The 24,051-nt window shown below is 55.2% G+C and carries 15 protein-coding genes; 5 read left to right on the top strand and 10 right to left on the bottom strand.

Features of this window, described 5'->3' with window-relative positions; genetic code table 11:
- Positions 1-8: 8 nt before the first annotated feature.
- Positions 9-1,832 (bottom strand): ABC transporter ATP-binding protein, encoded by a 1,824-nt coding sequence (locus tag F556_RS0124090; protein WP_020619566.1) that lies wholly within the window; start codon positions 1,830-1,832, stop codon positions 9-11.
- Positions 1,825-3,570: an ABC transporter ATP-binding protein gene (locus F556_RS0124085; RefSeq protein ID WP_026297473.1), complete on the bottom strand. Its 1,746-nt coding sequence runs from the start codon at positions 3,568-3,570 to the stop codon at positions 1,825-1,827. Before F556_RS0124085 ends, F556_RS0124090 begins: the two co-directional genes overlap by 8 nt.
- A 184-nt stretch (positions 3,571-3,754) precedes the next feature.
- Here F556_RS0124085 and F556_RS36605 point away from each other — a divergent pair, with 184 nt between their 5' ends.
- Entirely contained in the window at positions 3,755-4,768 is a 1,014-nt protein-coding gene (locus tag F556_RS36605; protein ID WP_020619564.1) for a stalk domain-containing protein, read from the top strand.
- A gap of 563 nt (positions 4,769-5,331) precedes the next feature.
- Here F556_RS36605 and F556_RS0124075 read toward each other — a convergent pair.
- Both F556_RS0124075 and F556_RS0124070 read right to left on the bottom strand, forming a co-directional pair.
- Positions 5,332-7,350 carry an ABC transporter ATP-binding protein gene (locus F556_RS0124075; RefSeq protein ID WP_020619563.1) on the bottom strand — a complete coding sequence of 673 codons (2,019 nt, stop codon included), beginning with the start codon at positions 7,348-7,350 and terminating at the stop codon, positions 5,332-5,334.
- Positions 7,347-9,113 (bottom strand): ABC transporter ATP-binding protein, encoded by a 1,767-nt coding sequence (locus F556_RS0124070; protein WP_020619562.1) that lies wholly within the window; start codon positions 9,111-9,113, stop codon positions 7,347-7,349. Before F556_RS0124070 ends, F556_RS0124075 begins: the two co-directional genes overlap by 4 nt.
- Before the next feature lie 217 nt (positions 9,114-9,330).
- Between F556_RS0124070 and add the strand changes: the two genes are divergently transcribed.
- The 4 genes from add (at position 9,331) to F556_RS37300 (ending at position 15,971) form a co-directional block, all read left to right on the top strand.
- Positions 9,331-10,410, top strand: a complete 1,080-nt coding sequence (gene add / locus F556_RS0124065; RefSeq protein ID WP_020619561.1) for an adenosine deaminase — start codon at positions 9,331-9,333, stop codon at positions 10,408-10,410.
- Positions 10,411-10,487: 77 nt separating this feature from the next.
- Positions 10,488-12,683, top strand: coding sequence for an MMPL family transporter (locus tag F556_RS0124060; RefSeq protein WP_245583131.1), 2,196 nt, complete (start codon positions 10,488-10,490; stop codon positions 12,681-12,683).
- 336 nt (positions 12,684-13,019) lie between these two features.
- On the top strand, positions 13,020-14,108 hold the full coding sequence (locus F556_RS0124055; RefSeq protein WP_020619559.1) for a Gfo/Idh/MocA family protein: 1,089 nt from the start codon (positions 13,020-13,022) through the stop codon (positions 14,106-14,108).
- A gap of 171 nt (positions 14,109-14,279) precedes the next feature.
- Entirely contained in the window at positions 14,280-15,971 is a 1,692-nt protein-coding gene (locus F556_RS37300; RefSeq protein WP_020619558.1) for an alpha/beta fold hydrolase, read from the top strand.
- 595 nt (positions 15,972-16,566) lie between these two features.
- On the opposite strand, the gene argH is transcribed toward F556_RS37300, so the two are convergent.
- The 6 genes from argH to argJ form a co-directional block, all read right to left on the bottom strand.
- Positions 16,567-17,982 (bottom strand): argininosuccinate lyase, encoded by a 1,416-nt coding sequence (gene argH / locus F556_RS0124045; RefSeq protein ID WP_020619557.1) that lies wholly within the window; start codon positions 17,980-17,982, stop codon positions 16,567-16,569.
- Positions 17,983-18,106: 124 nt separating this feature from the next.
- Complete coding sequence (locus F556_RS0124040; protein ID WP_020619556.1) at positions 18,107-19,342, bottom strand: argininosuccinate synthase; 1,236 nt, start codon at positions 19,340-19,342, stop codon at positions 18,107-18,109.
- Positions 19,343-19,757: 415 nt separating this feature from the next.
- Complete coding sequence (gene argF, locus F556_RS0124035; protein WP_040717722.1) at positions 19,758-20,690, bottom strand: ornithine carbamoyltransferase; 933 nt, start codon at positions 20,688-20,690, stop codon at positions 19,758-19,760.
- Between the two features lie 23 nt (positions 20,691-20,713).
- Entirely contained in the window at positions 20,714-21,922 is a 1,209-nt protein-coding gene (locus F556_RS0124030; RefSeq protein WP_020619554.1) for an acetylornithine transaminase, read from the bottom strand.
- 21 nt (positions 21,923-21,943) lie between these two features.
- A complete protein-coding gene (gene argB / locus F556_RS0124025) occupies positions 21,944-22,738 on the bottom strand; it encodes an acetylglutamate kinase (RefSeq protein ID WP_020619553.1) in 795 nt (264 codons plus the stop codon).
- A gap of 48 nt (positions 22,739-22,786) precedes the next feature.
- Positions 22,787-24,025, bottom strand: coding sequence for a bifunctional ornithine acetyltransferase/N-acetylglutamate synthase (gene argJ / locus F556_RS0124020; protein ID WP_020619552.1), 1,239 nt, complete (start codon positions 24,023-24,025; stop codon positions 22,787-22,789).
- Positions 24,026-24,051 lie beyond the last annotated feature (26 nt).

Here is a 24,051-nt window from a genome sequence, read left to right as displayed (position 1 = left end):
TCCTAGCCTTATTGACCTGCGGCCGTCCCCCGTGTCGCATGGTGATACAGGTCCGCATAATAACCGTTCTGCTGCAGCAGCTCCTTGTGCGAGCCCTGCTCGATGATGCCTCCACTACGCATAACGATGATGCGGTCCGCCTGCTGGACTGTAGAGAGTCGATGGGCGATGACCAGTGTAGTCCGACCGACGGAGACGACATTGAGCGCCTGTTGAATCAACCGTTCGGTATGGGAATCGAGGTTGGCTGTCGCTTCATCGAGTATCAGAATCCGTGGCTGGTACACAAGAATTCGGGCAAAAGAGATCAGCTGCCGCTCGCCTGCCGACAAACCGCTGCCCCGTTCAGTCAACAAGGTATCATACCCTTTCTTGAGCCGTTTGATCATCTGCTCTGCTCCGACCATCCGGCAGGCCTCGATGACGGTATCCCGATCAATGCTCTCGTCGAACAGCCGGACGTTATCGATAATGGAACCCGAATACAGGTAAGGCTCCTGCTGGACCAAACCGACGATCCGGTGCAACGACTCCAGCTTGAGCTGCCGGATATCAATCCCGTCGATTTGAATGCTGCCCTTCCTGACATCATAGAACCGCGCCAGCAGATTGACCAGCGAGCTCTTGCCTGCTCCGGTCGTCCCGACGATGCCGACGAATTCGCCTGGCTTGATATGCAGCTCCAAATCGCGCAATACATCACGGTCGTCCGAGTAGGCGAAGCGGATATGGTTGAAATCCACTTGGCCGCGCACCCGCTCTAGTCCCAGCTCCTTGGCTTGTTCCGGCTTCGGATTGCGAACCTCGGGCTCCACCGAGAAAATCCGCCACAGCCGCTCTACGGAGACAAGCGTAGACTGGAGCGTATTCCATTGCTGCGTGATCTGATTGATTGGTTGGAAGAACTGCCGGATATAGCTGATGAATGCATAGAGAACACCAAATTCCAGCGCACTATTAAATACCGCCATGCCGCCCAGGTAGACGACAAACGCCACCGACAGATTGCCGAGAATATCAAATGACCGGTTGAATATAACTGTCGCTCTGACTTCCCGCAGACTTTCCTTCAAATACTTGCGGTTGCGCTGCGAGAAGCGGGATACCTGCTCCTTCTCCTGATGAAAGCTCTGGATCAGGCTCATGCCTGATAGGTTTTCTGCCAAAAAGGCAATTGTCCGTGACAGCTGCGTTCTGGCCCGCTGATACGAATTGCGCAGCATTTTGCGGAACGCTACAGCAATGATGGCAATGAGCGGCAGCAACACCAAACAATAGAGCGCCAGCTGCACGTCGAGCAGGAACATGAAACCGATAATCATAATCAGGGACAAGCCGTCCCGAACGATACTAAGCAGAACCTGCGTGAAAAACTGGTTGATGGTCTCGGTATCGCTGGATTCATTCGTGACAAGCGAGCCGATGGCATGGCGGTCAAAAAAAGACATCGACTGCTTGGCAATATGGCTGAACAAGTCTTTGCGCAACGCGGCTACAATGCTCTGCCCGGCCCTTTGGAGCAGATTCGCCTGCAGGTAGGTGAAGATCATGCTAATAACTGCAAGTAGAAGATAGATCAAGCCTAATCCGATTACACGTCCGGCGCCTTGATCCCCTAACATATTGTCATCGATTACGACCTTCACCAGGTAAGGCTGAAGTAAATCTGCCGAAATCGCCAGAATCGCACAGAAGAAGACGCCCAGGAAAACCAATCGCTGCGGCTTGGCGTAGCCCAGCATGGCCCGGAAGGCCTTGCGCCGGGTTGCACTGTCGACCTGGTAGTTCGGGTTGATCTCTTCTTCCTGTCTATTGTCTCCGGGTTTAGCCATGGGACACACCTTCTTCCTGAATCGCAAACAGCGCTGCGTAATGCCCTCTTTGGCGAATCAGCTCCTGATGCGTTCCCCTTTCAATAATGCGTCCCTCATCCATGACAACAATCTCGTCAGCATGCTTGACGGCACTGATCCGGTGAGCAATGATGATGGTCGTTTTGTCCTTGCGGGCCGACCGGAGATTGCCCAGAATACTCGTCTCCGTCATCGCATCGACAGCACTGACGCTGTCGTCGAGAATCAGGATCGGTGCATCCTTGATTAAGCCACGCGCCAAGCTGGTACGCTGCCGCTGGCCCCCGGAGAGGGTCAGCCCCCGCTCGCCCAGCTGCGTCTCAAAGCGCTTGTCAAACCCGATGACATTGTCATATACTTCAGCCAGCTTGGCGGCATGCTCCACATTGTCATCTGCGATATCACGCTTGAAGAAAGCGATGTTGTCGCGAATCGTCGTACTGAACAGGAAACCATCCTGTGGCACATAGGCAATCTGGGTCCGCAGGCTCTCGAGAGATAGTCGGGTGATATCTTCGCCACCGATGAATACGCTTCCCTCTGGTGGGTCATATACTCGCAGCAGCAGCTTGACCAGGGTTGTCTTGCCACTGCCTGTCTTGCCGATAATCCCCAGTGTGTGGCCTTGAGCTACCTGAAGATCAATCCCGCTCAGCGATGGCTGCCATGAATCCGGATAGGCAAAGGAAAGATTATGAATCCTAACGTCGCCGGCCCCCGGCGGCAGCTCCGCCGCTTGTTCATGGTCCTGAATGTCCGGCTTGATCCCAAGCAGATTGTTCAACCGCTCCAGGGACGCCCGTGCACGCTGCATGGTGTTAATCACATTGCCGATCTGCTGCAATGGATTCATAATCATCCGCAGATAGAAGGTTAAGGCGACAAAGTGACCAATCGACAATTGACCTTGAATCGTCATGTACCCGCCATAGGTAATGGCTACCACCAATGAGAGGGCTCCGGCGAAAGGAATCAGTGCCTGGAAAGCAGACGTCATTTTGACCAATTTGAGCTGATTATCCTTGATGTGCTCCACCGTGCCGCCAAACCGCTGCTCGGCAATGTCCTCTACAGCAAACGTCTTCGTCACCCGGATTCCGCCGAATTGCTCCTCCGCTGACTCCGTCATCTCTGCAAGCGACTCCTGCACCTGTCTGGAGCGGTCGCGGATGCGCGGGCCGAAGTACACGACCAGAAAAGGAATGGTCAACAGCGGCAGTACGCACACAAAAACAAGCTGAAGCGGCAGTTCGCTCAGCGACATCATTACGACAACCGAGACCAGCAGCACCGAAGCATTGGTCAATTGGTTAACGCCGTTAGCAATTGATTCTCTCACGCTCGTCACATCATTCATCACATAACTAAGTAATTTACCCGTGCCGTTTTTGGAATAGTACTGCTCGCTCAGCCGGGTAAAGTGCCGGAACAGCCGCTGTCTGGTATTGTACTCAAAAATCCGGCCCATCCGATGGTTCAAATATTGCCCAAAGCCGAACAACACGCCATAGGCTATGCCGATCCCAAGTAACAACAAGCTGTAGTCCACAATCGCCTGCCTGGTTAGCTCCTTCGCTTCATAAGCGTCCGCAAACCGCTGCAGGACACTTGGGAAAAAAGCGAAGATCACGTTAGCGGAAGCCAATAAAATAAAAGCGCCTCCATAAATCCATCCGTACTTCTTGAAATGCGTCAACAGTAATCGTCGTCCGTCCAAGAGCCTTCTCACCCCGCGTTTTGTATTGGCATGGCAGAAATCTCGTTCCTTTAGTATGTTAATCCAATTGTCTGGAAGTTTCAAGGGCATTGCCCCGGTTATATTTATGTCAAAACGGGTTTCGAGTATGCCTGCCAAAGGGTAATAAGAGGTCATATGCCAATCTTTTTGGGGAGGTTATTCTATGCACAATGAGTATCGAAATCACAGATCGGGCCGGCTTGGTCTAATTCTTATTGTTATCGTTTCCATGCTTGTAATGCCGCTAGCTGCAAGCGCACAAAGTGCTGCGTCCGAGCCGCGGCCAACCGAGTTTGCCGTAAATGGCGGAATGTACAGCAACCCTAGCGGTGAGCCTGTCCCTTATCTTAATGAAGACGGGCGGACGATGGTGCCGATTTCATTTTTTGCAACGGCGCTCGGTGTACCAGCCAGCGGAATCAAGTGGGATAATGGCTCCAAGACAGCGACCATTACCCATGAAGGCCGGGAGCTGCAGCTGACGCAGGGTCAATCCTACCTACTCGTGAACGGTGAGCGTCGGTCCATCGACACGACAATCGCTATCCGCGACGGTCGGGTCTTCATACCGGCCCGCTTTATCGCTGAAGGGCTTGGCGTCACCGTCAGTTGGGATGAGTGGAGCCGTATTGTACATCTGAGCACCGATGATCCATCGCCTAGTCCGGGCGAAGCGCAAGCCATCATCGCCGAGCGAGCTGAAGAGGTGCTGCAGCTCATCGCGGAGCAGGATCTGGATGGATTAGCGGAGCATGTGCATCCGGATCGCGGCTTGCGGTTTTCCCCCTACTCTTATGTAGATGTTCGCGATGAAGTCGTTCTCGAAGCCTTTGAGCTGGCATCCAATCTGAACAACCCCGAACTGAGAGAATGGGGCTTCTACGATGGCAGTGGGGAGACCATCCTGCTGGATTTTAAGGATTATTGGGACCGGTTTGTGTTCGCTCATGATTTCCGGGAAGCCCCCGAGGTGAGTTACAATGAACAGTTATTCAGCGGCAACATGATCAACAACGCTCCAACGGTCTACCACGGCTCTATCATTGTCGAGTATCACTTCGACGGAATCGAGGAGCAATACGCTGGCATTGATTGGCGCAGCCTGCGCCTTGTCTTCCAGCCGTATGCTGGCGATTGGCGTCTGACCGCCATTATTAACGACGAGTGGACGACCTAGAAAAGCGTTTAGACGAACGCTTCGCAACGTATGCTCCCGAAATCACTTTCTGCTAGACAAGACCAGATTGGATTCCGTGCCTCTTAGGCAACGCTCAACAGTCTGAAATAGGACTTTATGTTGGACTTATCGGCTCTAACGGCCACCACAGCAGCTATTTCGCTCTAAAATGGTGCGTTGAGATTGTAACGGCCATATAAGCAGCTATTGTACGTAAAGATGCCTCTTTCTTGGTAAATTCGTGATAATAAGCGCACCTGTGGCCGTTAGATTTCCAAGCTCCACAAAAAAGCCAAAATAAGCGCACCTGTGGCCGTTAGCGCACAATAGCGCGCGTTGGCACTCCACTCAGTGGACAAAAAAGAGCGATCCTGGCACCTGCCCCGGATCGCTCTTTTTTGTCATGAAATTGCGGGTCGCTCCATACATCAATGCCCTCTCAAAACAACGCCCCACTAAGGGACTCTTGCGTCCAGTTACTATGCAATGCGGGTCGACTCGACTCATCAAGGTAAGCAAGCAGTAATCATGCTTACACGCCTACTTCCAATGCTCAGAAAATACTAAGCGCTCTCGGACCCACTCGGCTCATTGCTTTGCAGCTGATACATCCGGTAGTAACGACCCTCGCGCGCCATCAGCTCGTCATGCGTGCCGCGCTCTACGATCTCGCCGCGGTGCAGAACGAGGATGGTGTCAGCCTCCTTAATGGTAGATAGCCGGTGCGCGATGATGAAGGTTGTGCGACCCTCACGAACAACATCAAGCGCCCGCTGGATGAGCGCCTCGGTTTCACTGTCAATGCTGGCCGTCGCTTCATCCAGAATCAGAATCGCGGGATCATACACGAGCGCGCGGGCAAACGAGATCAACTGGCGCTCCCCCGCCGACAATGTACTGCCCCGCTCGACTACCGGTTCCTGCATGCCGCGCGGAAGCCGACTTACGAAACGGTCCGCGCCTACTTCCTGCAGCGCCCTCCATACCTGTTCATCGGTCAGTTCCGGATGATGCAATGCCACATTGGACCGGATGTCGCCAGTGAAGAGGTACGGATCCTGCAGTACGATGCCCATATGTTTGCGCAGCGCTTGCTTGGAGAACGTCCGGACCTCCCGTCCGTCGATTCGGATCTCACCGGCCGCTGGTTCATAGAAGCCAAGCAGCAGGTTCATGATGGAGCTTTTGCCCGACCCCGTGTGACCCACAAGCGCCACTGTCTCTCCTCTTGTAGCACTGAAGCTAATATTCTTCAATACATAACTGTCCGGCTGGTAGCCAAAACTCACCCCATCGAATTCGACATGCCCCTGCGGTCTGGCGGCTGAAGGCGAAGGATCGACCTCCTGTCCCTCCTTGTCCATAAGCTCGAACACCCGCTCCGCTGAGACGACGGCTCGCTGGGCATTCATCATCTGATCGAAGATGCCGATAATCGGCTCGAATATTCGTCCCAGATAGTCAATGAACAGATAGAACACCCCAAAGGAAATCGCTCCAGTGAGCGACTGGCTGCCAAAATACCAAATGATCATCGCGGTAAAGATCCGGCCAACAAAATAAACGGCATTGCGCCCGGAGAAGGCAAAGATGCGGAATTGCATCCGTTGATTGCGGTACCGGTCTTCGTTCAGCACCTCGAACTCCTCACGTGTCCGCGCTTCCCGGCGAAACGCCTGCAGAATTGGCATCGTATGGATCGTCTCATTGAGCGTGGCATTCATCTCCGCAAGTCGTGCGCGGATTGCGGCCACATAGCGGCGTGAAAATTTCAGGTGCAGGATAATGATTAGCGTATAGATGGGCAGCAGAATCGCGCACACCAGCGCCATTCGCCAATCCAGAAACAGTAACGCAGTAAACACACCCAGGATATTCAATCCGCTGACCACAAAGGTCGCCATAAAGCTCATGTAGAGCTCCTTGATGTTCTCCGTGTCATTGGCGATCCGCGAGACAATCTGGCCCACCGGCGTGTTGTCGAAGTACCGGATCGGGATGCGGTGCATGTTGCGGAACACATCCATTCGGATGCGTTGGACGATCCGCTGGGCCACGGTCTGCAGCATCAGACTCTGGATAAAGTTGAGGACGCTGGCTACCACCCCTAGCAGGATAATCGCGCCTACCAGCCATAGGACCGGCTGTGTGTCATGCTGGTAAAAGGACGTCACCTCACTGGCGCGCAGAGTAGTCTCGCCATAGGTCGGACTTTTTAAAATCATGGTCAGCCCGTCCTGACGAATCGTAGCCGTGCCTTCTCCAGCCGGCAGATCGTCAGGGGCGGCCCAGTCGCTGCGCACATAGGCCATGTCGCGGTAGGCTACCGAACGGATCCCTTCTGGTACGGCTGTCTGCGGAAGTTCCGCCCAGTCCCAGGTGATCGCCTGGATATGCTCATCTATTATTTGCTTGGCCAGCAGCGGACCGGCCAACTGAGCCGCCAAGGCAACGACGAGGATGACGATGGCGATCGCTACCTTGCGCTTGAACAGCAACACATACCGGAACAACCGCCGCGCCGTCCCTCCGCCAGCTGGCTGATCTGTCTGCGACCGATGCTCCTCTGAAGATCGGGTCATGACTCTCGTCCCTCCTTGTCTTCGGCCAACAAGCTCTGCTCGAGCTTCTGCCGATCGTATTGCTGACGGTACCAGCCGTTCGCCTCCATCAGTTCATCGTGGGCCCCCTGCTCCACAATCTCGCCATGCGCCATGACAATAATTTGCCCCGCATGAGTGACCGCGGTCAGGCGATGGGTCGCAATAAAGGTCGTCCGGCCCTGGCGGTAGCGGCGGATGTTGTCCAGAATGGCGTGTTCGGTACGCGCATCGACTGCGGAGAGTGCATCATCGAGAATGAGAATCTCAGGGTCCAGCAGCAGCGCCCGGGCAATGCCCACCCGCTGCTTTTGCCCACCGGACAGCATGACCCCGTTCTCGCCAACCAGCGTCTGCAGGCCTTCGGGCATATTCGCGATGTCCCGGGCTAGGGAAGCCATGGTCAGAGCCTGCTCGATCTCCTCATCTGTCGCATCCGGCTTGCCTAATGCAATGTTGTCCCGCAAGGTCTTGGAGAGCAGCAAATGCTCCTGCGGTACGTAACCGATCCAGGCCTTTAGCTCCCCTAGCGCAATGGTTTCAATCGGCGCACCGCCTACGTAGAGTCGTCCCGCCTCGATGGGGTACTGACGTAGCAGTTGCTTCAGCAATGTACTCTTGCCACTGCCCGTCCGTCCGACAATACCGATCGTTTCTCCCCGCTCGACCTCCAGGCGGATCTCGTGCAGACTATCACTCTCTGCCCCCGGATAACGGAACGTCAAGCCTTGGAAGCTGATCGGGGCAGGCACCTTCACCTGAGCAGGACGCAGAGGCTCTGTCACCTCCGGCTGTTGGTCCAGATTGTCCTGGATCCGGTTAACGGAGGCATTGCCGCGCTGCAAAATATTGATGAACTCGCCAAACGCAATCATTGGCCAAATGAGCAAGCCAAGATAGATGTTGAAGGTAACCAGTTCGCCCAGTGTAATCTCGTTCTGGAAGACGAGGTATGCGCCGTATCCGATGCCAATCGCGAAGCTGACGCCAACGATAAGCGAGACGGCTGGCTGGAACAGCGCATTAATGAAAGCGACGCGGATATTTTTCTCCATGACATCTGACGTGACCCGCTCGAAAGCAGCCACATCCTGCTCCTCCTGGACATAGGAGCGAAGCACGCGCATGCCCGAGATCGACTCCAGCACATGGTCATTCATATGGCCGAAGGACTGCTGAGCATCGACAAACCGGCTCCGCATGGCCTTGCCCAGCCGGTTGATGGCCAGCGCCAGAAATGGCATCGGCAGCAGAGCGGCGACCATCAGCTTGAAGCTGACGAACACAATCATCGAGATGACAACGACGGTCGTCACAACGATCGTATTGACCAAGGTCAGCACGCCAAAGCCCGCCGTGTTGCTCACCGCCTGAATGTCGTTGGAGGCCAGCGCCATCAGTTCACCCGAGCGGTTGCGCTGAAAGAACGATGGCGACATCCGTGTCCAGTGGCGAAACAGCCGTTCACGCAACAGCTTATCCAGCAGCACGGAGCTGCCGAAGAGAAGGTTGTTCCATATGTAGATGAAGATATACATCGTCACCGCAATGCCAAGCAGCAGCCAGACGGTCTGCTGCAGCGATTGCCAGGTGAGCGAATGATCGCGGATCTGGTCCACTGTCGTGCCAACCAGCCGGGGGGCGACACTGTTCAGATAACTCGTGCAAGCCATCAGCAGCACAGTCAGAACATAGAACAGCCACCTTTTCTTAAAGAACCAGCTTAGCTGGCTAACGAATTGCATGCTTCCGAACCCTCCTATCAAAAACCCGTATTTTCCCATTGTACCGTCTGTCGGTAATGTTGAATACCCTTTCTTTTATGGGGAATTCGCCTTGCTTGTGACTGGATGCTCTGGGCCGATTTGACACCGCGTCAGGGTCGCGGTATGTTTGCAGTAACGATTCTGAGGACGGCCGTGCATTTGTCGCCGCCTGATGTGAAATGGAGGTTTTTGCTGTATGACGCACCCGCATGTGGACCCTGCTGTCCTAGAGATAATTAAAGCCCTGCCCAAGGTTGATCTTCATCTGCACCTGGATGGCTGCATTCTGCCAAGCACCTTGCTGGAGCTCGCCCGCGAGCAGCAGCAGCCGCTGCCGGCAGATGAACCCCAAACGCTGCTCCCTTACATGCAGGTAGAGGGTCAGTGCGACAATTTGAAGCAGTATCTCGAACGGTTCGATCTGGTGCTGCCCATGCTCCAGACAGGGGAAGCGCTGGAGAGAACCGCATATGAGGCCGTGCAACAAAGCGCTGCCGATAACGGGATGTATATTGAAGTTCGCTTTGCGCCGCAGCTTCATACCGCGCGCGGGCTAACCGCAGCTGCCGCCATCGGCCATGTTATTGAAGGCTTGCAGCGCGGGGAGCGGCAATATGGGGTGCGCGCGCAGGTCATTGCGATCTGCATGCGGCATCACAACGAGGCACTCAACCGGGAAGTCATCGAGGCGGCTGCACAGTATCTGGGCCGGGGACTAGCAGCAGTCGATCTGGCCGGGGATGAAGCGGGATTCCCGCCTGAGCTGTTCCGCAGCGTCTTTGCCCTAGCGGCGCAGCATGGGCTGCCGGCTACGATTCATGCAGGCGAAGCTGGGGGGCCCGCCAACATCCGTGAAGCGATTCATGGACTGGGGGCCGTGCGGATTGGCCACGGGGTGCGGCTTCGCGAAGACCCTGCCCTGCTGGCGGAGGTGCGATCGCTGCAGGTGCCACTCGAAATGTGCCCTGTCAGTAACATTCAGACCAGAGCCGTCACAGACTGGTCCGACTACCCGATTCGGGATTACCTCGAACAGGGGCTGTTCGTTACTGTTAATACCGACAACCCGACGGTCTCCGGCACCACGATGACGCGCGAGTATAGTGAGCTGGCTGCACGTTTTGGTTTCCGCCCGGCTGAGATTGCTACGCTGATTCTGAATAGCATCGAAGCGGCCTGGCTGGATGCTCCCGCCAAGGATGCGCTGCGGCAGCGTCTGCTAAGCAGCTGCGCGTCGCAGGGTATCCAGTTGCATGGGCATGCTCACGATGAATAGTGAAAGTCAGGCTGTTGAAGAAATGCCGGAGAGGCACGGAATTGAATGATGAGAGTGAGTGATTGTTTTTGAATACCATGCTAACCATGCTGGGTGATCTGTGTTATCGACTGCGCAAGATCGTCCTGGCCGTCTGGATTATTGTTGTCGTCGGTCTCTCCTTCTTCGCTTACCAGCTTCCTTCTATATTAAAAGGCAGCGGGTTTGTGATGGAGGGATCGTTTGCCGATGCCAACGCCATTCTGCGGGAGGACTTCGGCATCTATGAGTCTACCCTGCTATTTGTCTTTGAACAGCCGGACAGCTTGTCGGACGAGCAGTTTGGAGAAGCGGTAACCGCCGCGGTCGAACATCTGCAGGCGCTGTCGCTGGAGGAGCTGGCCGATACAGCCTCCCCTTTCCCAGGAGAAGGTGTCCGAGTAGATCCGGAGATGCTTCAGGACGGTGTGGCCTATGCTTCGCTGAGCTTTGATATGCTTACGGTGGACATGGCAGATAATATTGCGCTCGTCCGCGAAGCAGTTGCGGAGCTACAGGATGGCCCTGTACCTGTCGGTTTAACTGGCGCCCCAATTATTGAAGAAGATCTGAACACCGCCAGTCAGGAGGATCTGACGAGGGCCGAGATGATCGGCCTCCCTGTAGCCATGCTTGTTTTGTTGTTTGCCTTTGGCGGCCTCGTAGCTGCGTCGCTGCCGCTGATTATTGGCTTGATCAGTGTCGTCAGTACACTGGGCGTGCTGTACTTCTTTGGCCTGCAGATGGAGTTGTCCATCTTCCTGCTCAATGTGGTGGTCATGCTCGGCCTGGCGCTGGGCATCGACTTTGCCTTATTGTTCGTCAATCGCTTCCGGCAGGAGCTCAAGCAGCACTCGGTTCAGGAATCCGTCCGCATCTCGGTGCGTACAGCCGGGGAATCGATTATCTTCTCCGGATTGTGTGTATTTATCGGTCTGGCCGGTATGCTGTTCATTCAGATTGACCTGTTCAAAATCATCGCACTCGGCGGCATGACGGTCGTGTTCTTCTCGATTCTCTCGGCCCTCACGCTACTGCCCGCTCTGCTCTCGCTGCTGGGCCCGCGCGTGAACCGACTAATGATTCTCAAGGAACGCCCTGAGAAACGAAGCGCTTGGCTGAGCTTCGCCTCCTTTGTTATGCGCAGACCGGTCATTATGGCGCTAGCGGCGTTTCTGATTCTGCTGGCGAGCTCGATTCCAATCAAGGACATGGTTCTGAGGGTCCCAGCTGCCGATGCGCTTCCGGATGGCTATGAGTCCAAGGTGGCGTACGATCTATATGAGGACACCTTCCGCAACAGCCAAGTCTCTGAAATTGTGGTTCTGGCCGAGACCGAAGGCGAGGCCACTGATCCCGAGTCGCTGCAAGAGCTGTACGCGCTGACTGAGCGATTGGCTGCTGATCCGCTGGTCAATGAGGTGGAGTCTCCGTTCTCCCTCGCTGGTGGGCTCGACGCAGACCAGGTCACTGCCATGCTGGCGAGTCCGGAGACGGGGGCCCAGCTGGCGCCGCTCTTTGAACAACTGACTGCAGGCAATCGGACGCTGCTGCAGGTGGAGCTGAACAGTGAGCCTTACGCTCAGGCCACCCAGGATTGGGTGCGCGATTGGGACCGGGTCGATGAAGGCGTCTCACTGCTGGTGGGCGGTTACGCCAAGTTCAATCAAGAGATTTTCGACGAGATTTCGCAGAAAATTGTTTATACGCTCTTATTCATTCTTGGCGCGACCTATATCATCCTGTTCCTCGCCTTCCGCTCAGTGCTGATTCCGCTCAAGGCCATTCTGATGAATGCCCTGAGTCTGTGCGCAACCTTCGGCATCATCGTGTGGATTTTCCAGAACGGCATGTTCGGACTTACCGCGACCGATATCGCACTATTTATTCCGATCTTCATATTCAGTATCGTGTTCGGACTGAGCACAGACTATGAGGTGTTCCTGATCTCGCGGATTCAGGAGATCTACCGGGAGACCGGCAACAATAATGAAGCGACCCTGCAAGGACTGGCATTAACCAGTAAAATTATCACCTCGGCAGCGGCAATCATGATTGTCATCACAGGCGCTTTTGCCTTCACCGGCGTCATGCCGGTCAAGCAGCTCGGCGTGGGGATTGCGCTGGCGATCTTCATTGATGCCACGATCGTCCGGATGATTCTCGTCCCTTCCATGATGAAGCTGATGGGCCGCTGGAACTGGTGGGCCCCCCGTATGCTTCGGAGTCGTCGGGACAAGGCGGACGTGTCGTAATTTCGAAGTAATATGTGCACAATGTCGGATGTTCTCCTGCGCGTCAATATGGTACATTGAGAAGGACATGCCCGCTGTGGGAACCCCCATGGATAGCTGGGGCAGGAAAAGGTCAACGAATCTTTTCCTGTCGCCCAAGGTGAAACGGCTGTCGCCATCATGGGGTGGTGCAGCGCGTTTCAATCCGGAGAAATACAAGCCAAGTAGTGGAGTTGAGAAGCTACTTTCTTGTATTTGGACATCGCCTTTGCTTGACACACGGCTGGCATACGATTAGCATGTGGGTAGCAAGCTGTAAACGCGTTCAAACCTATTATTTCAGGAGGTATTATTTCTATGAGTCAAGTATTGAAGGTAGCCCTGATCGGCTGTGGCGGCATCGCCAACGGCAAGCATCTGCCCGCCCTGAGCCGCAACCAAAATGTCGTTCTGGTGGCCTTTTGCGATATTGTAGAAGACAGAGCTGTTCAGGCTGCTGAGAAATATGGCGTACCCGGCGCAAAAACGTATACCGACTTCCGTGAGCTGTTGAAGGATCAAGAGATCGACGTGGTTCATGTGTTGACGCCAAACGACTCGCATGCTGAGATCTCAATTGCTGCTATGGAAGCGGACAAGCACGTTATGTGTGAGAAGCCTATGGCTAAGACGGCTGCTGAAGCACGCGAAATGGTAGCTGTTGCGAAGCGTACCGGCAAAAAACTGTCGATCGGCTACAACAACCGTTTCCGTCCGGACAGCCAATACCTGAAAAAAGTGTGCGAAGAAGGCGAACTGGGCGAGATCTACTATGCACGTGCTCATGCCGTTCGCAGACGTGCTGTACCTACTTGGGGTGTATTCCTCGACGAGGAGAAGCAAGGCGGCGGCCCGCTCATCGATATCGGAACGCATGCGCTTGACTTGACGCTGTGGATGATGGACAACTACAAGCCTGTCTCCGTTACTGGCTCCGTGTTCCACAAGCTCGGACAAAAAGAAAATGCAGCCAACGCTTGGGGCCCGTGGGACCCAGCCAAGTTCACCGTTGAGGATTCGGCGGTAGGCTTCATCAAAATGGAGAACGGCGCAACCATTACGCTTGAAGCAAGCTGGGCGCTGAACACCCTTGAAGTGGACGAGGCGAAATGTACGCTCTCCGGTACAGAAGGCGGCGCGGACATGAAAGGCGGTCTTCGCATCAACGGTGAAGAAAAGAGCCGTCTGTTCGTGAAAGAAATCGACCTCAAAGGCGGCGGCGTAGCCTTCTACGAAGGCAGCGGCGGCGACAAAGACATCGATGTCGAAGCAGCAGCATGGATCAACTCGGTTCTGAACGATACCGACCCTGTTGTATTGCCTGAGCAAGCGCTGGTCGTGACTGAGATCCTCGAGGCGATCTACGAGTCTGCACGCACAGGCAAGACGGTTTACCTGAACAGCTAATATAAAATGAGAGCCTGCAAGCATTGTGCTTGCAGGCTTTTTTTGTGTTGTGCTCCCGGTTGCCGCCTGTGCCAGTTGAGCAGGCGTGTTATATTTGTACTTGCTTAATCTTTGTGACATCTGTTATGCTACTAATAGAACAGTTAGAATATGAAGGAGGAGTACTTATCCATGAAAAGACTTACTGCATCCACCCTGGTCCTTGTCATGCTCCTGACCGCTCTCCCTGCGTTCGCAGCCGATAGCAGCATCAAGGTGAACATTGACGGTCAGACCGTGACGACACAAGGCGGCCACGCCTACACCAGCGGTAATGACGTGATGCTGCCCCTGCGTAGTATCGCCGTTGAATTGGGAATTAAGGTAGCCTATGAGCAAGCCACTCGTACTGTATCTCTGACCGCACCATTACTCTCAACAAGCTTCAAAGTCGGGGGGCATACAGCTGTTATGGGGGAACAGGAAATGAGCTTTGGCCACGCTTCTGTCCTGCGTAATGACCGTGTGTATGTTCCCTTGTCCTACTTCACCCAAGTATTGCGTGTAGCCGCTGAGTACGATCGTGCAGCAGGAACCGTGTCGCTTGCCTCGCGGCAGCTGGCACCGGAAATGCTGGCTGAGCACGTCGTCTACCTCCTGAGCTCTGGTGACCATGAGCAACTATGGCAGGATTATTTTGACCCGCAGGTCCAGCAGGGGATCCCGCTTGCTGCTCTTGGTACAGTCTGGGAGCAGTTGGAGACCGCCAGTGGTGCCTACACTGCCATTCGTTCGATTGATGCCCAGCAGACAGGTGACTCCACCTCCGTTGCGGTCATCCTTGCGTTTGAGCTTGCCGAAATGAAGCTGTCTCTTCAGTTCAATACGAACCACCAAATCACCGGTATCTCTTTCCAGCCTGTGATCGCCGACATCGAGACCCCGGAGGGCTTGGTGGAAGAGAAGATTACGGTCGGAGCGGGCACGAATTACCCGCTGGAAGGTCTGCTCACTTTACCTGAAAATGCGGAAGGCCCGCTCCCTGCTGTGGTACTCGTACATGGCTCCGGACCAAACGACCGGAATTCAGCCATTGGTGCCAATGCCCCATTCCGTGATCTGGCGTATGGACTTGCGGAACAAGGCATCGCTGTTCTGCGCTACGACAAGCGTACCTACACCCATGGCCGGAGTTATACGCCGGAAGAAGCGGCTCTGCTGACCGTGAAGGAAGAGACGGTGGACGATGCGATCACAGCAGCCGAGCTGCTCAAACAAGACCCACGGATTGACGCAGCGCAGGTGTATGTCATCGGCCACAGCCTGGGCGGCATGCTGGCCCCCCGGATTGATGCCGATGGTGGCGATTTTGCTGGCCTGATCCTGCTCGCCGGATCCCCAAGACCACTATGGGAGATTATTTATGATCAGAATGCGGACTTCATCGCCTCAATGAGCGACAGTGACCCGGCCAAGGCAGCCAATGAAGCCTGGCTGGAAGCTGAGCTGCTGAGAGCCCAATCGATTGCAGAAATGTCGATGGAGGAAGCACAGGCGACGACGGTGTTCGGAATGTCCGCTCACTATTTCAAGGAAATGGACCAGTTCAATCTGAGCCAATATGCAGATGAAGCGACCAAGCCGATATTGGTCCTACAGGGTGAGGATGACTTCCAAGTGAAGTCTGAGACGGACTATGCCGCCTGGAAGACGTTGTTCGACGGCAAGGCCAACGCGACATTCAAGCTATATCCGGGGCTCAACCACTTGTTCATCGCCTACGAAGGACCAGCCAAAGGCACGGTTGATGAATACAAACAGCCTGGCAACGTGTCTCCGACTGTGTTGAATGACATTGCGGAATGGATTCTTAACCTGGAGTAATATCAACGGGATTAAATAGAAGCAGCGGCTATGCCCTCTTGTTGGGCATAGCCGCTGCTTTGCTATTGTCCCGTTTTATTTAGCTGGCCTACCACGGCGCGGACTCGCTCTAAGTATAGAAACTTTACTTGCAGCAGCCCACTGTGGCGCGTAACTCCGCTCTAAGCATAGAAACTTTACTTGCAGCAGCCCACTGTGGCGCGTAACTCCGCTCTAAGTATAGAAACTTTACTTGCAGAAGCTCACTGCGGCGCGTAACTCCGCTCTAAGTATAGAAACTTTACTTGCAGAAGCTCACTGCGGCGCGAAACCTCGCTCTAAGTATAAAAACTTTACTTGGAGGAGCCCACTGCGGCGTGAAACCCTGCTCTAAGTACAAAAACTTTAATTGCAACTGCCCGCTGCTGTGCGCAACCCCACTCTATGTATTCCTCTACACGGCAGACTCACTCTCACCTACTACAACACACCTTTCTTCCTCTATTCGCCCGACTAACCCGCTCGCGCCACCTCGCTGCCCATATCAAAAAACGCGCCTGCAGCAAAGGGACTTCCCCTCCAACTGCAAGCGCGTGTATGTGCATACAACCAAACCTTATTTACTTTTCTCTGCGTACTCCGAGACCCAGCTGGCGGTGAGGCCTTGCTGCTGCTCGGCGCGGCCGATCGCTTCGCTCACTTGGCCACGAGCGGTACCGCCGTAGACGTTGCGGGCGTCGACTACAGCCTCTGGCTGCAGGATCGCAAAGATCCGGTCATCGAACAGGTCGGAGAATTGCTTGAATTCCTCCAGTGTCAGATCCAGTAAATACTTGTTCTGCTCGATGCAGTACAGTACGGTCTTACCAATGACCTCATGAGCCTGGCGGAACGGCAGGCCTTTGCCCACGAGGAAGTCGGCGATGTCCGTCGCGTTGGAGAAGTCCTGGTTCACCGCTTGGCGCATCCGCTCCTTGTTCACCTTCATGGTCGCGACCATCGGCGCAAACAGCTGCAACGCCCCCTGCATTGTCCGTACCGTGTCGAACATGCCTTCCTTGTCTTCCTGCATGTCCTTGTTATAGGCTAGCGGCAACGATTTCAGTACCGTCAGCAGACCCATCAGGTTGCCGTACACGCGGCCGGTTTTGCCCCGTACCAGCTCGGGTACATCGGGGTTCTTCTTCTGCGGCATGATACTGCTGCCTGTGCAGAACGCATCGTCCAGCTCGACGAAGCGGAACTCGGTGCTCGACCACATGACCAGCTCTTCGCTGAGGCGCGACAGATGCATCATGATGATTGACGCGTCAGCGAGGAATTCCAGGATGAAGTCACGGTCGCTGACAGCATCCAAGCTGTTCTCGTAAAGACGCTCGAAGTTGAGCTGCGACGCCACAAAATGCCGATCAATCGGGAACGTCGTACCCGCCAGCGCACCAGCTCCCAGCGGCAACGTATTGATCCGCTTGTAGCTGTCCTGGAGCCGCTCAATATCCCGGCCAAACATCGACACATACGCCATCAGATGATGGGCGAACAGAATCGGCTGTGCCCGTTGGAGATGTGTATAGCCCGGTACAATCGTATCCAGGTTGGCTTTGGCTTGATCCGTCAGCGCGACTTGCAGCTTGTGCAGCAGATCAACGAATTCAACGACCCGCTTGCGCAAGTACAAATGCATATCCGTGGCGACCTGGTCATTACGGCTGCGTCCGGTGTGCAGCTTGCCGCCGACGCGGCCAATATCGTCGATCAGTGTTTTCTCAATATTCATATGGATGTCCTCGTCGCTAACTGAGAACTCAATATCATTGCGCTTCAAGCGCTGCAGCACGCGGTGCAGCCCATCCTTGATTGTCTCCACGTCTTCATCCGGCAGGATGCCTTGCTTACCCAGCATCGTCACATGCGCCAGACTGCCCTGGATGTCCTCCTCGGCCAGCTCCTTGTCGAAGGTAATCGAAGCTGTATACTCCTCCACCAGCTTGTCCGTCTGCTTTGTAAAGCGGCCGCCCCACAATTTGCTCACGTTTCTTCACTCCCTTAATCGAATCAAACCCAGCCCAACCGCCACTGGATTGCTTAGTTACGATTTTATCATACAATCGGTCCTTGACCTCGGAAAAAAACGGGCGCTCAGGCGCCCGTTGCTTCTACTTCTTGTTCTGCTCCACGCCAGAGGAAACCTTCAGGCGCAGTGCCTGCAGCCGGATAAAGCCGGTGGCATCGCCCTGATCGTAGGCTTGGGATGGATCAGCTTCCATCGTTGCAATGTCCGGGTTATACAGACTGACCGGGCTTTGAACGCCCGCACCGATAACATTGCCTTTGTACAAACGCAGTCGGACCACGCCGTCCACGTTTTTTTGGCTTTCCGTCACGAGGGCTTGCATCGCCAGACGCTCAGGCGCGAACCAGAAGCCGTTATAAACGGTTGTGCTGTACTTGGCGATCAGCGAGTCACGCAGATGCATCACTTCACGGTCCATCGTAAGCGACTCAATCTTGCGATGCGCTGTGAAAAGAATCGTGCCGCCCGGTGTCTCGTAGACGCCACGGCTCTTCATGCCGACAAACCGATTCTCCACCATATCGACACGGCCGATCCCGTGCTTGCCACCCAGCTCATTGAGCTTATCCATAACGCCCAGCGGGCTCAGTTGCTCGCCGTTCACGGCGACGCAATTGCCCGCCTGGAACGTCAGTTCAACCAACTCAGCCTCGTCCGGTGCTTCCTCTGGAGAGACACTGAGGACATACATGTCCTTGTTCTCCGGAGCACTTGGATCGAACCAAGGATCTTCCAGCATGCCGCTCTCGAAGCTGATGTGCAGCAGGTTGCGGTCCATGGAATACGGCTTCGATGCCGAAGCCTGAACCGGAATGCCATGCTGCTCAGCGTAGGCAATCATCTCGGCACGACCTGGGAACTGCTCACGGAAGCTCTCCAAACGCCATGGAGCGATACAGCCCAGATCCGGAGCCAGCGCCGCAGCGGTCAGCTCGAAGCGGATTTGGTCATTGCCCTTGCCAGTCGCGCCGTGTGCAATCGCCGTCGCACCTTCAGCGCGGGCGATATCCACCATTCGCTTGGCGATCAGTGGCCGGGCGATCGAGGTGCCCAGCAGGTATTGGCCTTCATAGAGTGCACCCGCCTGGAACATTGGATAGATGAAGTCCTTGGCGAATTCATCGCGCAGGTCGTCGATGTACACCTTGGAGGCACCAGTTGCGAGTGCTTTTTCCTCCAGACCATCGAGCTCTTCCTTCTGGCCGATATCGGCGGTGAAGGCGATGATTTCTGCGTCGTACGTTTCCTTGAGCCATTTCAAAATAACGGAGGTATCCAGCCCGCCCGAATAGGCGAGAACAATTTTCTGCTTAGCCATGCGTATCCATTCGCTCCTTTACTGCCCTCAAAAAGAAGGCCTACAGTCACGGATCGATCTTACGATCGCTGTTGTCCCCGGATTTCTTGATTTATTAACCGCTTTAGCGGTTGAAATCCGGGGACAAAGGCGAACGCTTCGCTTCTCCAGATTCGATTCCGTGCCTCTCCGGCCGTTTTGAGGGCAGTCTGATTTTGAGTCTTAATTACTTACTTCAAATTCCAAAAAGTCGATTTTCAGCACCGAGAAGGTTGAGTGAAGAGGCAACTGAGGAGCGGAGCGTAGGCAAACCTACGTGAGCACCTAAGAGTTTCCGAAGGAAACTAGCTTCGTAAGCATACGCTTAGTTGCATCTGAGCTCAAGATTCGACGCCGAATCAACTTCTCCGAGATACTTCGTGATCAAAATCGACCCTTACATTATTGCTGCCATGATGGCTTTTTGGGCGTGCAGCCGATTCTCTGCCTGGTCAAAGACAATCGAATTCTTGCCGTCGATGACGCCTTCGCTCACTTCTTCGCCGCGGTGAGCCGGCAGACAGTGCAGGAACAGATAGTCCTTCTTGGCGTGCGCAACCAAATTCTCATCCACCTGATAGTCGGCAAACGCCCGCTCCCGGTCCTTCTGCTCCGCCTCAAAGCCCATGCTCGCCCATACATCGGTATAGATAATGTCCGCATTCTCTACCGCCTCACGCGGATCGCGGCAAATGTGCAGCTGCGAACCGGTCTCTGCAGCGTGCTCCTTGGTCTGACGGATGACGTCTTCGTCCGGCTCATAGCCTTCAGGAGAAGCGACCGACATATGCATGCCTACTTTGGCTGCCCCCATCATCAGGGAGTGCACCATGTTGTTGCCGTCGCCGACATAGGCAATCTTTAGTCCTTCCAGCCGGCCTTTGTGCTCCAGGATCGTCTGGTAGTCCGCCAGCGCCTGACAGGGATGCGACAGATCCGTCAGTCCGTTGATGACCGGAATCGTTGCACCACGCGCCAACTCAACGACCGTCCGGTGCGCGTACGTGCGGATCATAATGCCATCCAGGTAACGCGACATGACCTGCGCGGTATCCCATACCGTCTCGCCACGGCCGATTTGCAGATCGTTGCGGCTGAGGAACAGCGCATGACCGCCCAGTTGATACATCCCCACCTCGAATGACACACGTGTGCGGGTAGAGGACTTCTCAAAAATCATGCCCAGTGTTTTGCCCTTCAGCGGCTGATACACCTCACCGGCTTTCTGCTTCGCTTTCAGCTCGATCGCCAGATCGATCAAATACCGGACCTCTTGCGGGGTATAGTCCACCAGCGCCAGGAAGTCCCTGCCTTTTAGGCTTAATGCCATCTCTTCATTTACTACCGATTGTGTCACGCGTTGCTCCCCCTTGTCGTTACCGTCTGTTCGGCCAGCAGGCCAACCAGAATGTCCACGGCCTGATCGATCTCGCTGCGACTGACCAGCAGATTCGGCAACAGTCGAATCACCTGCGGCCCCGCCGTCACCACGAGCAATCCGCGGTCTCTTGCCGCCGTGACCAGATCACCTACCGCGCCGTCGCACGCAATGCCAACTATCAAGCCAAGGCCTCTAATTTCCTTTACAAACGGATTGTCTGCCAATTGGTCACGCAGCCTTGCCAGCAAATATTGTCCCGCATCCGCAGCCTGGTCCACAACCGCCTCTGAGATCATCGTCTCAATGGTCGCCTTGACGACCGCAGTCGCCAGCGGTGTGCCGCCGAAGGTCGAGCCATGACTCCCCGGGCCAAAAGCTTCGCGCAGCGGTGCTTTGGCCAGCATGGCGCCTACCGGGAAGCCGCTCCCCAGTCCTTTTGCCAGTGTAAAGATATCGGGCTCAATCCCGTAATGCTCATATGAAAACAGCTTGCCGGTCCGTCCCATGCCAGTCTGAATCTCATCCACGATAAGCAGCAGGCCGTGCTCCTTGCACAGCTTGGCGACGCGGTGCATGAAGGCCGGCTCCACGAGATTTACGCCACCCTCCGCCTGCACGGTCTCAATTAGGATCGCAGCCGTATGCTCGCTGATGGCCGCCTCTAATGCGGCCTCATCATGTAACGGTACCGTCTTGAAGCCCGGTGGCAGCGGCTGAAAGCCTTCTTTCACTTTGTCCTGACCGGTTGCGGTCAGCGTGGCCAGCGTGCGTCCATGGAAAGACTGACTGAAGGTGATGATCTCATGACGGCCGTTCTTCAACACCTGCTGATGATAACGGCGAGCCAGCTTGATCGCAGCCTCATTGGCCTCAGCGCCGGAATTGCAGAAGAACACGGCATCGGCGCAGCTATGCTCCGTCAGCAAACGGGCTGCCACTTCCTGATTGGGAATGTGAAACAGGTTGGACACATGCCACAGCTCATCCAGCTGTCGCACGAGCGCCTGCTTCACTTGCTCTGGCGCATGACCAAGGTTGGTCACGGCCAGCCCGCACATAAAATCCAGATATTTGTTCCCCTGATCGTCCCACAACCAACTGCCTTCGCCTTTGACCAGTGTCACTGGGAATCTAGCATACGTAGGAAACAGTGAGCTCGCTGCTGTGCCATGTTCATTCATATCTCCGCCGCCTCTCTATGTTTAAGATTGAATAATACGCGTACCGATGCCGCCTTCCTTGACGACCCGACTCAAGACTTGCGGCTCTTCGCCGCTGACAATGACAACCTCGCGCACCCGACCCTGGATGCACTGTACGGCTGCTTTTACTTTTGGAATCATGCCGCCATAGATCTCACCGCTGGCAATCATCTCATCGATCTCAGCCACCGTCACAGACGACAGAACTCGCTTCTCTCCATCCACCGTGCGCATAATGCCCGGCACATCGGTGACGACGATCATGCGCTCGACTCCAAGATAGGAGGCCACAGCGCCTGCTGCGGTGTCGGCGTTAATGTTGTAACGCTGCGCTTCCGCGTCGATACCAATCGGTGCAATGACCGGAATATACCCCATGGCCATGATGCCCTCGATAATCTCGGCCCGAACATCCGTAACCTCGCCCACGAACCCGATCTCATCGCTGTTGGCTACCGGCTGAGCCGTCAGCAGCTGTCCGTCCACGCCGGAGACACCCAGTGCTTTGGCCCCGCTGGCGCCGATCTTCCGGACAATCTCCTTGTTAATCCGCCCGGCCAGCACCATCTCGACCACATCGAGCACAGCCTCGGTCGTTACCCGCAGGCCCGACACAAACGACGACTCAATGCCCAGCTTGCCCAGCGTTTCAGATATAGCAGGGCCGCCGCCATGAACGATGACCGGACGCACGCCCTCCTCCTGCAAAGCCTGCAGGTCAGCGAAGAACGCCTCAGGCAAAGCCGCCAGCGTACTACCGCCGCATTTCATCACGAACCGTTGGTCCTGCTCCATTACAATCGCTCCTTTAGTAAAACCTACCTTTTGAACACAGATCTATGTTTACGTCCGATATGCTGCATTGATCCGTACGTAGTCATAGGTGAGGTCGCAGCCCCAACCGACTGCCTCGCCCGAGCCGTGATGCAGATCAATGTGAATAACAATCGTGTCACCCTTCAGATATTCCAGCGCCGCATCCTCATCGAAGAGGAGCGGCCGTGATTGCTCCAGCGTGACGATATCGCCGATGCGGATATCGACCGTCTCCGGATTGACCGGCTCTCCCGCACGACCAACGGCTGCTATGATCCGCCCCCAGTTGGCATCTGCGCCAAACACCGCCGACTTAACGAGCGATGAGCCAATGACCGTTTTGACGATTTTTCGCGCTGATTCATCGCTGATAGCTCCACGCACCTGAACCTCGACCAGCTTGGTCGCGCCTTCGCCATCCCGAGAAATCGCTTTGGCGAGCACTTCGCATACATAGCGCAAGGCTTCAACGAATGCTGCATAATCAGGATGCTGACGGGTCAATCGCTCATTGCCTGCCAGCCCGCTTGCCATTGCAACCAGCATATCATTGGTGCTCGTATCGCCGTCCACCGTAATCATATTAAAGGTCAGATCCGTCACCTCACGCAGCGCCAGCTGCAGCGTCTCACTATCCACTGCCGCATCGGTAGTCACGAAGCCAAGCATCGTCGCCATATTGGGATGAATCATGCCCGAGCCCTTGGCTGATCCAGCCACATGGACCGTGCGCCCGTCGATTTCCAGCGACACACAGACCATCTTTTGCACTAAATCGGTGGTCAGAATCGCCTGGCAGAAGTCTTCCGCCCCTTGATCCGTAGGCGTCAAGCGCGAAGGCAGCTCGCCGATCCCTTGACGGACCCGGTCCATCTTGAGCAATTCGCCAATGACGCCTGTGGAGGCGACCGCTACCGCTTCCTTCTCTACACCAATCGCATCTGCAAATTCATCACGCATCGCATAGGCATCGTCTTCGCCCTGCTGTCCCGTGCATGCATTGGCATTGCCACTGTTCACAAGAACCGCGCGCAGCGTCCCGTTAGCCGCCAGACTCTCCCGTGTTACTTTGAGCGGTGCAGCTTGGAACACATTGGTCGTATACACGCCCGCCGCTGCCGCCGGCACCTCACAGACGATCGCACCCAGATCGTGACGGGTCGTCTTCTTCAGCCCGCAATGCAGGCCTCCCGCAGTGAAGCCCTTGGGAGTGGTGATGGAGCCTTTCGGCTCGATCCGATAGGTTGCTTTTGTCTCCAGTCCCATCTCGTACTCGTCTCCTTCGCCCACGA

Source organism: Paenibacillus daejeonensis DSM 15491 (genome assembly GCF_000378385.1).
Taxonomy (GTDB): Bacteria; Bacillota; Bacilli; order Paenibacillales; family Paenibacillaceae; genus Paenibacillus_D; species Paenibacillus_D daejeonensis.
Note: the sequence above shows the minus strand (reverse complement) of the source record. Positions and strands in the feature narration are given on the sequence as shown.